We start from the raw sequence: 14927 nt of genomic DNA on the forward strand, positions 1-14927 counted from the left end.
ATGACGCAACTGACACCCATGCTGCAACAGTACCTCGAGATAAAAGGGCAGCATGAAGACACGATACTTTTCTATCGCATGGGCGATTTTTATGAGATGTTTTTTGACGACGCCATCGTCGCGGCAAAAATACTCGGCATCACCCTCACCTCACGAAACAAAAAGAGCGACGCCGTCCAGGTGCCGATGTGCGGTATACCCTACCACGCCGCGCCAACCTATCTGGCCAAATTGATTAAGGCCGGGCGTCGGGTGGCAATCTGCGAGCAGACGGAAAATCCGGCGGAGGCCAAAGGTATTGTCAAAAGAGAAGTCCTCCGCGTCATTTCTCCGGGGGTAATTTCCGACGACCTGCTTCTCGACGATAAAAGTAATAATTACATCTGCTCGCTGGTGGTCAAAGAAAGCGGCGGTCAACGATTGTATGGCGCAAGTTTTCTCGATGTCAGTACCGGTGCATTTCTCGTTGGCGAATATCCGGATAAAAGCGACGGCGGCGAGGTCATTCTCGACCAGCTGACCCGCCTCATGCCGTCGGAGCTGCTGATATCCGTGCACGAACGGCAGACGCTCAGTTCCCTCCTTGCGCATGTCAGCGCCTTACTCCCCGGCGTCTGCATCACCGAACGTGACAGCGCGGCATATCACCCGGAAGCGGCAGAAGAACTGCTCTTTGACCATTTCGGCGTCGTCACCCTGGATGGCTTCGGCTGCAGCAGATTTACCTGCGGCATAACCGCCGCCGGCACCTTACTTGACTATATCCGGGAGACGCAGAAAACCGCCATTGATCACATCGAGAAATTGTCACCTCTCGACACCGACGCCATCCTGCATATTGATGACTCCTCCAGGCGAAATCTGGAACTGACGCAGACCATCGTCGGGGGACAACGGCAGGGTTCGCTGCTGTCCATACTCGATCATACCTGCACGCCGATGGGTGCGAGGCTCCTCAAGCATAACCTGCTTTTTCCCCTGCAGGACAAAAATCGCATCATCGACCGACTGGACGCGGTTACGTTCTTTTTCAATAACAGTACGGCACGCAAAGAATTACGCACCCTGCTCGACCAGGTGTATGACCTCGAACGACTCAATAGCCGCATGATACTCGGTTCGGGTAACGGCAGGGATATGCTGGCCATGAAAAAGTCGCTCGCCTCCCTGCCCGCCATTCACACCCTCCTCGAGCAGTGTAACACTCGAAAACTCATCGATATTCGACAGCAATTCGACACGCTTACTGACCTCCATGAATTACTGGATAAATCGGTCCATGACGAGGCCCCAGTCACCCTGCGCGACGGACATCTGATCAAAAGCGGCTACAACGATCAACTGGACGAACTGATTCATATCCTGCGTGACGGCAAGCAGCTCATCCTGAATCTTGAAAACAAGGAACGAGCAGCAACCGGGATCGGCAAACTGAAAATAGGTTTCAACAAGGTCTTCGGTTATTTTATAGAAGTGAGCAAATTGCAGGCCGACAAGGTTCCGGACAGCTATATCAGGAAGCAGACCCTGGTCAATGCTGAACGCTTTATTACCCCGGAACTGAAAGAGTTTGAGAATAAAGTGCTTGGTGCCGAGGAGAGAAGAATCGAGCTCGAATACCAGCTCTTCCTGGACATTCGATCCCGGCTTGCAGCCAACAGCAGTCGGCTGCTGAAAACCGCCCACCTGCTGGCCCAGATTGATTTTCTCGCCGCCAATAGCGAGATTGCCCATAAATTCAATTATCGTCGACCGGAGATGAACGACGGCGACGAAATTCTCATTGTTGAAGGCCGTCATCCGGTCATTGAAAGAACCCTGCCGACAGGAAAATTTGTGCCCAATGATGTCCATCTCGACCAGACCAGCGATGAAGTTCTCATCATCACCGGTCCGAACATGGCCGGCAAGTCCACCGTATTACGCCAGACCGCACTCATTGTCCTCATGGCCCAGATGGGCTGCTATGTCCCGGCACAAAGAGCGATGATCGGTATCGTCGATCGAATCTTTACCAGGGTCGGGGCCATGGACGATCTGCGCCGCGGCCAGTCGACGTTTATGGTGGAAATGAGCGAAACCGCCAACATTCTCAACAATGCCACGGAAAAAAGTCTGGTCATTCTTGACGAAATCGGCCGGGGTACCTCGACCTACGATGGTTTATCCATTGCCTGGGCAGTAGCCGAAGATCTGGTGCAAAAAAAGGGTAAAGGGGTAAAAACCCTTTTTGCCACCCACTACCATGAATTGACCGAGCTGGCAAAGACCAACCAACGGGTGAAAAACTATTCAATCGCCGTTCGAGAATGGCAGAACAATATCATCTTCCTGCATAAACTGGTCAAAGGTGGGACGAGCAGAAGCTACGGTATCCAGGTTGCCGGGCTGGCCGGCGTTCCGGAGAGTGTCGTCGAGCGGGCCAAAGAAATATTACGGGAGATCGAATGCGGCAAATTTGGTCGAAGCACCGATCTTCTCGTGCAGCATAAAAAATCATCCAAATCAAAAAAACATCCGGATCAACTTTCCCTTTTTGCACCGCCGGCCGATCCGATCAGAGACTATTTACAGGAAATCAACCTCGATCAATGTGCCCCACTCGATGCATTAACCAGCCTGTATGCCTTAAAGGATATGCTGAAAAACTGATAACCAAATTACCGCTCGGCGCCCTCGGAGAACTGCACCATTATTTACTTTGCCATGGTTGGCGGTTTTGAGTATACTGCATTTACTTCCGCGAAATTGATGCGTATTTCGTTGTCAATTCTTTCCATACGATACCATACGAGGGATAGGGTTTTCCATTTACCATGCGCAGCAGGACTCTTTTTATCTACGTTGTGGTATTTTTACAGATACTACTCTCTCCGCTTCATCTTCCGGCCATCGGCAACGGGTCCGAGGAACTATCATCGATCAGCAAACGTTATGATGAAGCTAAGTTTTATTATAACCAACTGCAGACAAACACAAAACTCTCCGCCGCCAGAGAAAACTGGTTGAAGGTTACCAGAAATTTTCGTCAAATATATCTTTCCAATTCAAAATCTGATCTGGCGCCCGCCTGTCTTTTCATGCTGGGTCGTGTCTATGGGGATATGTTCGATCGCTTTAAAAAAATTGCTGATCTGCAAGAATCGATATCTTATTTTCACGACATTACCCGACTTTTCCCCCACCATCGTTTGACCGATGATGGTTTTTTTTCCCTCGCACAAATAGCTCTCGACAAGCAGAACAGTCCGAAAAAGGCGGCCGTTTTTCTCGGCAAAATAGTCTCCGATTATCCCGATGGGGACATGCATCCCATGGCGGAAAATCTGTTGAAGGTTCTGTCTAAAGAGCATGATATACCATTGCCGAAAATAATGGTTTCCACCGCCGAGAATGGCAAGAACACCCTCAGTTATGTCCTGCCGGTGAAATACTGGTCCTCTGACAACTATACCCGTGTTGTCATCATGGCTTCTGACCCGGTCAACTATCAAGAAGTGTTACTTGAAGAAACGAACAACACCCCGAGAAGGCTCTATATCGATTTCAAAAAAAGTTATATCGAACCCCAATATCGTTCTCCTGTGCCGATTGAGGATGGGCTTTTGCGAAGAATCCGCACCGGACAGTTCAGCCCTGATACGGTTCGAGTCGTTCTGGACATTGAGTCCATCGACAATTACAAGATTTACAATCTCCCCGACCCATTCAGGGTAGTCATTGATGTACAGGGTAAAGAAAAAATAGCCGGCGTCTCGCCTCCAGTGCCACTTCTCAGTAGCCTGAAAAAAATTAAGCACCCCCTGAAAAGCGAAAAAGAAACGGCGATTGTCCTCTTACGGGACCCCAAAAAAATTTCCTTTGCCCAACCAGCAAGGAGCAAAGATGAAAAAAGTGATGTTCCCCCTGCCACCGCCTCTTCCCCGAGCAATACAATGTTTCTCACCCTGGCCCAGCAGTTAGGGCTGGGTGTCAAAAAAATTGTCATTGATCCCGGGCACGGCGGGAAAGACCCTGGGGCCATGGCCTTTGGTATGAAGGAAAAAGATATAGTCCTTGATATTGCCCAAAAGCTTGTGCCGATACTGGAAAAAGAGCTGCATTGTGAGGTGCTGCTCACCAGGAACCAGGATGTTTTTATTTCTCTCGAAGAACGTACAGCCATTGCCAATACACAAAATGCCGATCTTTTTGTATCGCTGCATATCAATGCTCATCCATCGGCAAAAGTACGCGGCCTGGAAACCTACTACCTAAATCTCAGCACCAATGCCGAGGCTATGCGTGTTGCGGCCAGAGAGAATGCCACCTCGACGCATCAGATGAGCGACCTGCAGAACATTCTTTCCGACATAATGAAAAATTCTAAGATCAGCGAATCGTCCCGCCTGGCGCAGCAGGTGCACAATTCCATTCTCAGCAAAGCCGAGAACAACGGCTTTGCCGATATCAAAAATCTTGGGGTCAAACAGGCGCCTTTTTATGTTTTGATTGGCGCGGCAATGCCGGCTATCTTGATTGAAATCGCTTTCATCAGTAATGAAAAAGACGTGGAGAATTTACAGAATTCTGATTTTGTCCACATGCTCACCCAGGAAATTTCCTCCGGTATACGGGCTTATGTCAACGACACGACCGCACAACTCTCATTGAATGAATTGCCGCAATAAAAAAGGGCCACTCTCCAAAGAGAGTGGCCCTTTTTTGGTTCTAATTTTGATAGCAGTTAACGCTTAGCCACTTTCAAACGGGCAAGTGCGCGCTGCAGAGCAATTTCCGCTCTTCTCCGGTTGAAATTTTCTGTCTGCTGGGCAGCCTGAGCGAGTCGCTTTTCAGCTCTTTCTTTCGCTCTCATTGCCCTCTCAACATCAATTTCACTGCCGACTTCGGCACTCTCAACGAGAAAGGTGATCTTATTATTTGAGACCTCACAAAATCCCCCACTTACCATGAGGGATTCTCTTTTTTTGCCGTTCTCATAGGTCAGAGTACCAATTTTGATTGTCGACAGAAAGGGGGCATGGTTAGCAAGTACACCGAAGTCACCACCGACACCTGGAGCATTAACGATATCCACATCTTCGTTAACCTTCAAGCCACTTGGAGTAACGACTTCAAGTCTGATCTGTTGTCCCATCGAATTGTCCTCTTGCGCAAATTAAATTATTTGGATCGTTGTCTCGAAGGAACTTAAGCCTTTGACTTAGCGTCCTTGGCCACTGCCTCGTCGATAGACCCAACCATATAAAAAGAGTTCTCATTCAGATCGTCATGCTTGCCTTCGAGAATCTCTTTAAAACCTTGAACAGTATCGGCAACCTTGACAAACTTGCCCGGCATACCGGTGAAAACCTCAGCGACGGTGAAGGGCTGAGAGAGATATCTCTGGATTTTTCTGGCGCGAGAAACAAGCTGCTGATCTTCCTCGGACAGCTCGTCCATACCAAGAATGGCGATAATATCCTGCAGATCTTTATATTTCTGCAGACTGACCTGAACACCACGAGCTACCTGGTAATGTTCTTCACCGATAACATTGGGATCGAGAATCCTGGAGGTTGAGTCCAGTGGATCAACAGCCGGATAAATACCCAGCTCAGAAATCTGCCGCGAAAGAACAACAGTTCCATCAAGGTGGGCAAAGGTCGTTGCCGGGGCAGGATCCGTCAAGTCATCCGCAGGTACATAAACACACTGCACGGCGGTGATTGATCCTTTGTTCGTTGAAGTAATACGTTCCTGCAGGGCACCGAGATCCGTTGCCAGTGTCGGCTGATACCCAACAGCGGAAGGAATACGACCAAGAAGAGCCGAAACCTCGGAACCGGCCTGGGTGAAACGGAAGATGTTATCGACGAAGAGCAGCACGTCCTGGCCCTCTTCGTCACGAAAATATTCTGCCGCGGTCAGACCGGTCAAAGCGACACGGGCACGGGCTCCGGGAGGTTCGGTCATCTGACCGTAAACGAGTGCGGCCTTGGGCAAAACACCGGAATCCTTCATTTCATGGTACAGGTCGTTCCCTTCACGGGTACGCTCGCCAACGCCGCAGAAAACCGAAATACCACCGTGATGCATGGCGATATTGTTAACCATTTCCATCATGATAACCGTCTTGCCACATCCGGCGCCGCCGAACAAGCCCATCTTGCCGCCAAGTGGGAAAGGTACCAAGAGATCGATAACCTTGATTCCGGTAGCGAGAACGCGTACCTCGGTATCCAATTCGGTAAAGGCGGGGGCATCACGGTGGATCGGCAGGGACTTATCCGATGAAATCGGACCCAATCCATCAACCGGCCGACCAACAACATTCATGATACGACCAAGCGAGGCGGGACCAACCGGAATGGTAATCGGTAATCCGCTATCTCTCACTTGCATGCCGCGTACCAGACCATCGGTCTGGTCCATGGCGATACATCGACAGGCATTGTCGCCGAGGTGCTGCGCAACCTCGATGACCAGATTGTCTTCTACATCATTAATGCCGGGATTGGTTACAAAACAGGCATTCAAAATGGCCGGCAGTTTGCCAGGCTCAAACTCAACGTCTACTACAGGGCCGATAACCTGTGTGATTTTTCCTATTTTTTGTTCACTCATTGGGCTTTACCCCTCCTCTAAAGTCTTTGATTATCAAGATGATAAATTATTATTTCAGGGCTTCTGCACCGCCAACGATGTCCATCAGCTCACTTGTTACCGCAGCCTGTCGAGCTTTGTTGTAAACGACGGTCAGGTTCTTCACGATATCCTTACATGCATTGGTCGCGTTATCCATTGCTGTCATGCGCGCGGCATGTTCACCTGCTCCTACCTCAAGCATGGTATGATATACAAGAACATTGAGGTACAGCGGCTGGAGGACATCCATGATTTCTTCGCTGGAAGGCTCATAAATATAATCGCCGGAGATTTTTTTCTCCGTGCCCTCTGCAGCCTCGATCGGTTGAACAGGGAGAAATGAACCCACTGTTGGAACCTGGCGAGCAACCGAGATGAACTCATTGTACAATATTTCCACTTTATCCGTGGTGCCGTTCAAGAAATTATCGGCCACGTCAGTGGCAATTTCTCTGGCATTAAACATCTGGAAATTGCCCATGGTATCATTGTAACTTTTCCTGACCTTGCCGGTTTTCCTTAAAAGCTGATAGCCTTTTTTGCCGACACAGACCAGGGAAACTTTTTTGCCTGCTGCCTCGTATTCGTCGATCTTTTTTAAAGCAAGTTTGATGATATTGGCATTAAAGGATCCACACAGTCCACGGTCAGAGGTGACAATAACCAATTCCACCGATTTAACGTCACGGTTTTCCATCAGAGGGAAGGCATTGGTATTTGCTCCTCCGGACAGATTGGACATCGCATCATTGAATTTTGACGTGTAAGGTCTGAAGTCCTCCATTTTTTCCTGGGCGCCGCGCAGTTTCGCCGCAGCCACCATATTCATGGCTTTGGTGATCTGTGCCGTCTTTTTCACGCCCGAGATCTTGGTTTTTACTTCCTTGAGAGTCGCCATATTTTGACCTTTGCGTGCTTAGTTAAGACCTTTAGTCGCCTTGAAAGTATCACCAAAGCTGGTCAGTACCTTGTTCAGTTTCTCCTTGATTGCGTCGGTAAACTGCTTCTCTTGAACTAAATCGGTGAAAATGCTCGGCTCGTTGGATTCAATATAGCTGTACAGTTCTTTTTCATAATCAGCCAAGGTATCTACAGGGAGTTTATCAAGATAGCCGTTTGAACCTGAATAGAGAATAACTACCTGTTTTTCCATCGGCAGCGGCTGATACTGCGGCTGTTTGAGGATTTCAACAAGTCGTTCGCCCCGGGTCAGCTTGGCCTGGGTACCGGCATCGAGATCTGAACCAAAAGCGGCGAAAGCTGCCAATTCACGATACTGTGCCAGATCCAGTCGAAGGGTACCGGCAACCTGTTTCATTGCCTTAACCTGGGCCGAACCACCAACGCGCGAAACGGAAAGACCAACGTTAATGGCAGGTCGCACGCCGGAGAAAAAGAGGTTAGGTTCGAGATACACCTGCCCATCGGTAATGGAGATAACGTTGGTCGGGATGAAGGCGGAAACGTCGCCGGCCTGGGTCTCGATGATCGGCAGAGCGGTCAGTGACCCTGCGCCAAGTTCATCATTTACCTTGGAAGAACGTTCGAGCAGACGGGAGTGGTTAAAGAAAATATCACCGGGATATGCCTCACGACCCGGTGGGCGTCTGAGCAGCAGGGACAGTTCGCGGTACGCAACAGCCTGCTTCGACAGATCATCATAAATGATAAGGGCGTGCATGCCGTTATCTCGGTAGTATTCGCCCATGGAACAGCCGGCAAACGGGGCGATATACTGCATTGGTGCCGGATCGGACGCACAGGCGGAAACAACGGTGGTGTACTCCATTGCGCCATGCTTTCTGAGAGCCTCGACAACCAGGGCGACGGTTGATTTCTTTTGACCAACCGCAACATAAATACAATGAACGTCGGTATTTTTCTGGGCAATAATAGCATCAACACAGAGGGCGGTTTTGCCGATCTGGCGATCACCGATAACCAGTTCACGCTGGCCTCTACCAACAGGCGTCATGGCATCAACGGCCTTTGCGCCGGTGTAACAGGGTTCATGTACACCTTTTCGGGCGATAACACCAGGAGCCAGTACCTCGATTTTGGAGGAAAACTCGGAGTTGATTGGCCCAAGCCCATCGATAGGTGCACCGATTCCGTCAACAACACGACCTGCCATGGCAGGTCCTACCGGTACCTCGGCAATTTTACCGGTCCGCTTGACAATGTCGCCTTCTTTAATATTGGTTACGTTACCCAGAACAGCACAACCTACGTTGTCAGCTTCAAGGTTCAGAGCAAGGCCCATGATTCCACCGGGGAATTCCAACAGCTCCATGGCCATACAGTTCTGTACGCCATAGACACGGGCGATACCATCGCCCACGGAGATAACGGTACCAGTCTCGTTCAGATCTACACTGGTCTCGTAGGCCCCAATCTGGTCTTTGATAATCTGACTAATTTCTGCGGCTTTAATCTGCATCTATTCTCTCCCCTTAATGGAATCTTTTAAACCTGCAAGCTGGGTTTTTATACTCCCGTCCAAAACCAGATCACCAACCTGGGCAATAATGCCACCGATAATGGATGGATCGACACTGGTTGTGAGTTCTACTTTCTTGCCAGTTAACTTTTCTAAAATCTTCTGCACATTTCCTTTTAACTGATCACTCAGTTCGATTGCTGAAATAACATTGCCATGACTGATGTTTTTTGCTTCATCAACCATGGTCTGATAGGCAGTAGCTATTTCCGGCAATATTGCGGCACGTTTTTTTTGCACCAGAAGGTTGAGAAAGTTGCCCATGATCTTGTCAACTTTCATGGAGCCAACTATCCCCTTCATCACTTTTTCCTTGACATCCATTGGATAGAGGGGATTCGTCAGAGCGTCAATAACCTCCGGATGCGTAGCATACAACCCGGCGAGTCCCTGAAGAACATCATTATACGCTTCGTATTTTTTCTGTTCCTGCCCTACGGTAAAAATTGCCTTGGCGTATCTTTTTGCGAGGATTGTCTGTTTCACTGTACGGCCCCCACTTTATCTAAATAAGTTTCAATGATCTTCACCTGGTCATCCACAGTGAGATTCTTCACGATGATCTCTTCAGCAAGAATGGCTGCCTGCTCGGCAACTTCATTTTTCAGGGTCCGACGGGCTTCAGTTACTTGATTCTGGACGGCCATCTCTGCCGATCGCATTAAATCGGCTGCGCCCTGCTCAGCCTTTTCAAGTATTTTTATCTTCTCGACTTCCGCTTGAGCGATTGCCCGTTCAACGACCTTGTCTATTTCTGATTCTACCGTGGCCAGTTTTGCCTGAAATGCATTGTAGGAATTTTCCGCCTCAATCCGCTTCATTTCCAATGTCTCGATCTCATCTTTAATCTTCTTGCGACGCGAAGACAGACCGGCTCCGATGGGTTTGGCACCGAATTTCACCAAAATGATCATCAGGGCAATGAAGTTGACAACTCGCCAGCCGAGATCTTTTATCTTGGCTGCCGAAAGACTGTTGGGAACTGCATGCGCACCGGCCTCAGCACCGTGGCCATTCTCAGCCGTCACCGCTTGATCGGCCGCCGGTGCATGCGCAGTCGGCTCTGAGGCGTATACCAGACCAAAAGAGAGGGCGAACCAAAGTGTTACTGTCAGCAGGCTTGCCAAACTCGCAATATGTTTCACTCTATTCATTATCAAAGACTCCTCCCCAGAATTTTACTGGCCATATCGGTTGCAAAACCTGACAAATCGGCTTGCAGAGTGGTTCTTGCGCTGCCGATTTCAGCCTTAAGTTCGGCAAGCTTGGACTCCTTTGCCGCTTCGGCCTCCGCCTTGATTGCCGCGAGCTTCTCATCACCGGCCGTTTGTGCTTCAGCCCGCGCTGAATCCAATGCAGCTTTGGCCCTGCCGGAAGCCTGCGCCATCTTTGCATCAACTTCTTCCTGCCGAAGTTTTGCATTTTTCTCGAATTTCAAGATTTCCTCTTGCATTCCGAGTAGTTTCCCAGATCTCTCCCGCAGAATCTTCCGTATAGGCTTGTAGAGGACCCCGTTGAGGAGAAACATGAGTACAATCATGTTAACAACCTGAATGAACAAAGTGATATCTGTCGTAATCATGTTAGTAGCTCCTGCTTAACTAAGATAACGAAAAAAAATTAACATCCATTGACACAATGGATGATGACCGCAGTAATGTATATCAACAAAATTATGGTCTCAGCCCGATAAAGGGGGAGTTAGTGCCTTCATGGAATAATTGCTCAAACGCTAAAACTGCCATAAATAAAATGAACGACCATTCACTCCAGCAAAAAATTCTTACTGTAAATATGGCGGGCTGTCAACTAATTTATAAATTTCGTCCTCCGTCAAGTGGAAAGGCTTGCAGATCCAAAAAGGACACATCTTTATCCATCCACAGCATTATTTTTTTGCTGGAATTTCAGGTAAGGCAGTGATAGTTTTTTTCTACGCCAATAAATTTTTCACCGCCTCTGGTACCGCTTTTATCGCCTCATTTATCTTGTCAACCATTGGTCCTCCGGCCTGGGCCATATCCGGCCGTCCACCACCTTTCCCGCCGACTATTTTGGCGACTTTGTTGACAAGATCTCCAGCCTTGATCCTTGAGGTTAAATCACTGCTGACAATGGCCAGAAGAGCCGCCTTCCCGTTAATGGTGCCACCGAGAACCGCGATGCCGGAGGCCAGATTTTCCCGCACTTTATCGCCGACCTCCCGGAGCGTCTGGGGACTATCGAGTGGTATTTGCGCGCTGATCACCTTGATGCCGTCTATAGTGACGGCGTTATCAAAAACAGCGTCCAGGTCGGAGCTTGCCAGTTGTCTGGATAAATCGGCAACCTGCTTCTCCACGGACTTCAAATTTTTCAGCAGGGCTTCAACCTTACCGACAATTTCTTCGGGACTTCCCGTACTCAGCAGGCCACCGAGCCGACGTTCACGTCGATACACGGCTTGTATCTCGGCAAAAGCCGCTCGTCCGGCCACGGCCTCGATGCGTCTCACGCCGGAGGCGATACCGCCCTCGGACTGAATCTTAAACACGCCGATCTCTCCCGTAGCCTGGACATGGGTCCCGCCACACAGTTCCTTGCTGAAATCGGCCATGGACACGACACGAACGTTCTCGTCATACTTTTCTCCAAAAAGTGCGGTAGCCCCGCCTTTAATGGCCTCTTCCTTGCTGAGCAGCTGCGTTGTAACCGGGGAATTTCGCCATATTTTCTCGTTCACCAGATATTCGACAGCTTCAATTTCCTCGGGCGACAGCGGTGAAAAATGGGTGAAATCAAAACGCAGTCGTTCCGGACCGACCAAAGAACCCGCCTGCTTGACATGATCGCCAAGAACCTGACGCAAGGCCGCCTGCAGAAGATGGGTCGACGAATGATGCGCGGCAACGGCCTGGCGCCGATGTCCTGCAACAGACAGGGTCACCTCGCACTCTTTTGCCAACTCCCCTTCCTCTATGGTGATCGTATGCAGGATTATCTTCTCCCCCTCAACCGAGGTGGCGCTCACTGTCGCCCGGCCATTGGTCCAGAGGACCTCCCCACAATCCCCGACCTGGCCGCCCGACTCCGCATAAAAAGGTGTTTTTTCGACAAATAATTGACCACGCTCGCCTGCGCGAAGCACGCCGACTCGCTCCCCGGCCATATTGAGCAGACCGGCAACTCTGGTACGCACCGATGATTCATCATAGCCGACGAATTCTGCTGTTTTGCCTTCTGCCGCCAGACTTTTCACCCCTTCGCCAAGCAGCCGCACCCCTTCACCCTTGCGCGAATGTCTTGATTTCTGTCGCTGGTTCTCCATCTCGCTGACAAAGCCGGCCTCATCGAAGCCAAGGCCTCTTTCCATCGCGATATCTCTCACGATGTCAAAGGGAAAGCCAAAGGTGTCATAGAGTTTGAAGATAAAACTGCCAGGAAGGGTCGGTAATTTTTCGCGGGCAAGGCGGGCAATTTCCTCATCGAGTAAAGCGAGACCGTTTTCGAGGGTCTCCCGGAATCGCTCCTCTTCATTGTTGACAACCTTGGCGAGCAAAGAGGTCGCATCAGCCAGATGCGGATATGCAGCGATCATTTCATCGATGACCGTTGCTGTGACCTCCTCCATAAAAGTTTTTTCCAGGCCAAGATACTTGCCGTAACGAACTGCTCGTCGCATGATCCGGCGCAGGACATAGCCCCGTCCTTCATTGGACGGCAGTACACCGTCGGCGACAAGAAAGGTCGTCGCCCGGGCGTGATCGGCGATGACCCGCATAGCCGTGTCATCCTGCTTATGTACTCTATATTTTTTACCGGAGAGTTTCTCAATGGTGGCAATGATCGGCGTGAAAAGATCTGAATCATAATTGTTGAATTTACCCTGCAGAACTGCGGCCACCCGTTCCAGTCCCATGCCGGTGTCAATACTTGGTTTGGGTAAGGGGGTCAGGGTACCATCCTCGGAACGATTGAACTGCATGAACACCAGGTTCCACAACTCGAGAAACCTGTCGCAGTCGCAGCCTAAAGCACAGTCCGCTCGCCCACACCCGGCGGCCTCCCCCTGATCTATATGAATTTCGGAACAGGGTCCGCATGGGCCGGTATCGCCCATAGCCCAGAAATTATCCTTTTCGCCCATTCTGACGATTCGTCCTTTGGGCAGATCTTCAACCTTCTCCCAGAGGTTCTGGGCATCATCATCATCATCAAAGATCGAAACCCAGAGGTCTTGCGGATTCAACCCAAGCTCAACCGTAAGAAAATCCCAGGCGTAGCGTATCGCGTCCTCCTTAAAATAATCGCCAAAGGAGAAATTCCCGAGCATTTCAAAAAAGGTGTGGTGCCTGGCGGTATAGCCGACATTTTCCAGGTCATTGTGTTTGCCTCCCGCCCTGACGCAGCGCTGACTGGTAACAGCCCGCACGTAGTCTCTAGTTTCCTCACCCATGAAGACAGTTTTGAACTGTACCATTCCCGCATTGACAAAAAGAAGGGTGGGGTCATCTTTGGGTACGAGTGAAGAACTGTCGACAACCGTGTGCCCCAGATTTTTAAAATAGTTTAAAAATCGGCTGCGAATTTCATTTCCTTTCATAACTTTCCGGTGCCACGCATTGAATTGAATATTCTGCTGATCACATCTGGTTAATGTGACGTTTATCTGTCGAATCCGGCCTATTTATCCCGCGCAATAATAAATGGCAGTATTTTTTTGAACATAGGGCTCCCTGCCTTGCCAAGCAGTTCATAAATCAACATTTCCGAGGATCCGAGACAGACGCCCATACTCTGCAGTCTCAGGAGTCCGACCTGATGATCCTCCATATTTCTCGACGACACCCCATCGGTAACAACCCAGACGCCCAGGCCTTTCGCCAAAAGACCCATGGCCGTCTGATAGATGCAGATGTGCGTCTCGACACCGACAAGTATAATGGTGTCCACCTCGTTGGCCAGTCCATCAAGAAACGACGCTGTTTCGATGTTGGCTGCTGCATTGAATTCCGTCTTGTCTATTGTTGAAATATCTTCAAGCAGCGATTCGACACCCGCCACGTAGGGTCCCAACCCCTTTTTGTACTGGGTATTGGCGACAATCGGCAGGCCAAAGATTTTCGCACAGTTGATCATCAGCGCAATGGTTTCGATGACCTTCTCCGCTCCCTTGATCTTAGCCATGAGACTCTGCTGCACATCAACAATCTGCAGACAGACATTTTCCGGATTCAGCAATCTCTTTTTCATAATTTTCTCCCTGTTAACCCCTGTTAACACCACCTGTTGCTTCAATCGTTTCCAATAAACTCGTTTCTCCTGTGAGATTCAAGTGTATCCTTACATCGGCGCAAAAAAATATATTGCATGACTACAGTCTTGGGCGGTATTGTTGCAACATCCGACAAGGTTCCTCCTCGGACCGTCCATCTGGATCAAAATTTTAAAAAAGCGTCTTAAAGGAAAATACCTTTACAAATTCGGCGCAACTATTAAACTAAAAAATGAAATACTTCCATAGGGAGAGAAGATGCAAGACGAACAAATAGAGGCAATGTCAAAGTTACTCAAATCGATGTCTCACCCCATACGCTTAAAAATTCTCTGCTTACTCCAGGACAAGGAACTTTCAGTGGGCGAGATCAGGGAGCAGGTCAAGACCACCAATGCGAACGTCTCCCAGCATCTGAATATCCTGCGTGGTCAGGGGATCATCGATTACCGCAAAGATGCCAATTTCATTTTCAACAAGATTACCGACAAACGTATCCTGGAACTTATCCAGAAGATGCGGGTACTCTTTTGCCCAAATTTCTAA

At 49.5% G+C, this 14927-nt stretch carries 12 protein-coding genes; 3 read left to right on the forward strand and 9 right to left on the reverse strand.

All coding sequences use genetic code 11. The features are described from left to right. Both mutS and ACYQ8U_RS00120 read left to right on the forward strand, forming a co-directional pair. Positions 1-2652 carry a DNA mismatch repair protein MutS gene (mutS, locus tag ACYQ8U_RS00115; RefSeq protein WP_459943464.1) on the forward strand — a complete coding sequence of 884 codons (2652 nt, stop codon included), beginning with the start codon at positions 1-3 and terminating at the stop codon, positions 2650-2652. A gap of 164 nt (positions 2653-2816) precedes the next feature. Then, positions 2817-4670, forward strand: coding sequence for an N-acetylmuramoyl-L-alanine amidase (locus tag ACYQ8U_RS00120; protein ID WP_459943465.1), 1854 nt, complete (start codon positions 2817-2819; stop codon positions 4668-4670). A gap of 56 nt (positions 4671-4726) precedes the next feature. Here the strand turns inward: ACYQ8U_RS00120 and ACYQ8U_RS00125 are convergent, their stop codons facing one another. From ACYQ8U_RS00125 to ACYQ8U_RS00165, 9 genes are all read right to left on the reverse strand, one after another. Next, positions 4727-5137: a F0F1 ATP synthase subunit epsilon gene (locus ACYQ8U_RS00125; protein WP_459943466.1), complete on the reverse strand. Its 411-nt coding sequence runs from the start codon at positions 5135-5137 to the stop codon at positions 4727-4729. A gap of 53 nt (positions 5138-5190) precedes the next feature. Beyond that, a complete protein-coding gene (gene atpD, locus ACYQ8U_RS00130) occupies positions 5191-6606 on the reverse strand; it encodes a F0F1 ATP synthase subunit beta (protein ID WP_459943467.1) in 1416 nt (471 codons plus the stop codon). 49 nt (positions 6607-6655) lie between these two features. Continuing rightward, complete coding sequence (gene atpG, locus ACYQ8U_RS00135; RefSeq protein WP_459943468.1) at positions 6656-7525, reverse strand: ATP synthase F1 subunit gamma; 870 nt, start codon at positions 7523-7525, stop codon at positions 6656-6658. Between the two features lie 18 nt (positions 7526-7543). Then, complete coding sequence (atpA, locus tag ACYQ8U_RS00140) at positions 7544-9067, reverse strand: F0F1 ATP synthase subunit alpha (protein WP_459943469.1); 1524 nt, start codon at positions 9065-9067, stop codon at positions 7544-7546. Then, positions 9068-9613, reverse strand: coding sequence for a F0F1 ATP synthase subunit delta (locus ACYQ8U_RS00145; protein WP_459943470.1), 546 nt, complete (start codon positions 9611-9613; stop codon positions 9068-9070). Continuing rightward, the gene (locus ACYQ8U_RS00150; protein ID WP_459943471.1) at positions 9610-10281 is read right to left on the reverse strand and encodes a F0F1 ATP synthase subunit B; all 672 of its coding nucleotides are present in this window, start codon (positions 10279-10281) and stop codon (positions 9610-9612) included. The genes ACYQ8U_RS00145 and ACYQ8U_RS00150 overlap by 4 nt, the downstream gene beginning before the upstream one ends. A 2-nt stretch (positions 10282-10283) precedes the next feature. Continuing rightward, the gene (locus ACYQ8U_RS00155; RefSeq protein ID WP_459943472.1) at positions 10284-10709 is read right to left on the reverse strand and encodes a F0F1 ATP synthase subunit B; all 426 of its coding nucleotides are present in this window, start codon (positions 10707-10709) and stop codon (positions 10284-10286) included. A 351-nt stretch (positions 10710-11060) separates the two neighbouring features. Next, positions 11061-13709 carry an alanine--tRNA ligase gene (alaS, locus tag ACYQ8U_RS00160; protein ID WP_459943473.1) on the reverse strand — a complete coding sequence of 883 codons (2649 nt, stop codon included), beginning with the start codon at positions 13707-13709 and terminating at the stop codon, positions 11061-11063. 80 nt (positions 13710-13789) lie between these two features. Then, positions 13790-14359 (reverse strand): isochorismatase family protein, encoded by a 570-nt coding sequence (locus ACYQ8U_RS00165; RefSeq protein ID WP_459943474.1) that lies wholly within the window; start codon positions 14357-14359, stop codon positions 13790-13792. Between the two features lie 280 nt (positions 14360-14639). On the opposite strand from ACYQ8U_RS00165, the gene ACYQ8U_RS00170 reads away from it, so the two are divergent. After that, on the forward strand, positions 14640-14927 hold the full coding sequence (locus tag ACYQ8U_RS00170; RefSeq protein ID WP_459943475.1) for an ArsR/SmtB family transcription factor: 288 nt from the start codon (positions 14640-14642) through the stop codon (positions 14925-14927).

Source organism: Desulfocastanea catecholica (assembly GCF_054657295.1).

Bases quoted from the DNA above. Each gene is read 5' to 3' on its own strand.
- atpD (WP_459943467.1), bottom strand. From the start codon at position 6,606: ATGAGTGAACAAAAAATAGGAAAAATCACACAGGTTATCGGCCCTGTA.
- ACYQ8U_RS00165 (WP_459943474.1), bottom strand. From the start codon at position 14,359: ATGAAAAAGAGATTGCTGAATCCGGAAAATGTCTGTCTGCAGATTGTT.
- ACYQ8U_RS00120 (WP_459943465.1), top strand. From the start codon at position 2,817: ATGCGCAGCAGGACTCTTTTTATCTACGTTGTGGTATTTTTACAGATA.
- atpG (WP_459943468.1), bottom strand. From the start codon at position 7,525: ATGGCGACTCTCAAGGAAGTAAAAACCAAGATCTCGGGCGTGAAAAAG.
- ACYQ8U_RS00150 (WP_459943471.1), bottom strand. From the start codon at position 10,281: ATGAATAGAGTGAAACATATTGCGAGTTTGGCAAGCCTGCTGACAGTA.
- atpA (WP_459943469.1), bottom strand. From the start codon at position 9,067: ATGCAGATTAAAGCCGCAGAAATTAGTCAGATTATCAAAGACCAGATT.
- ACYQ8U_RS00170 (WP_459943475.1), top strand. From the start codon at position 14,640: ATGCAAGACGAACAAATAGAGGCAATGTCAAAGTTACTCAAATCGATG.
- alaS (WP_459943473.1), bottom strand. From the start codon at position 13,709: ATGAAAGGAAATGAAATTCGCAGCCGATTTTTAAACTATTTTAAAAAT.
- ACYQ8U_RS00155 (WP_459943472.1), bottom strand. From the start codon at position 10,709: ATGATTACGACAGATATCACTTTGTTCATTCAGGTTGTTAACATGATT.
- ACYQ8U_RS00125 (WP_459943466.1), bottom strand. From the start codon at position 5,137: ATGGGACAACAGATCAGACTTGAAGTCGTTACTCCAAGTGGCTTGAAG.
- mutS (WP_459943464.1), top strand. From the start codon at position 1: ATGACGCAACTGACACCCATGCTGCAACAGTACCTCGAGATAAAAGGG.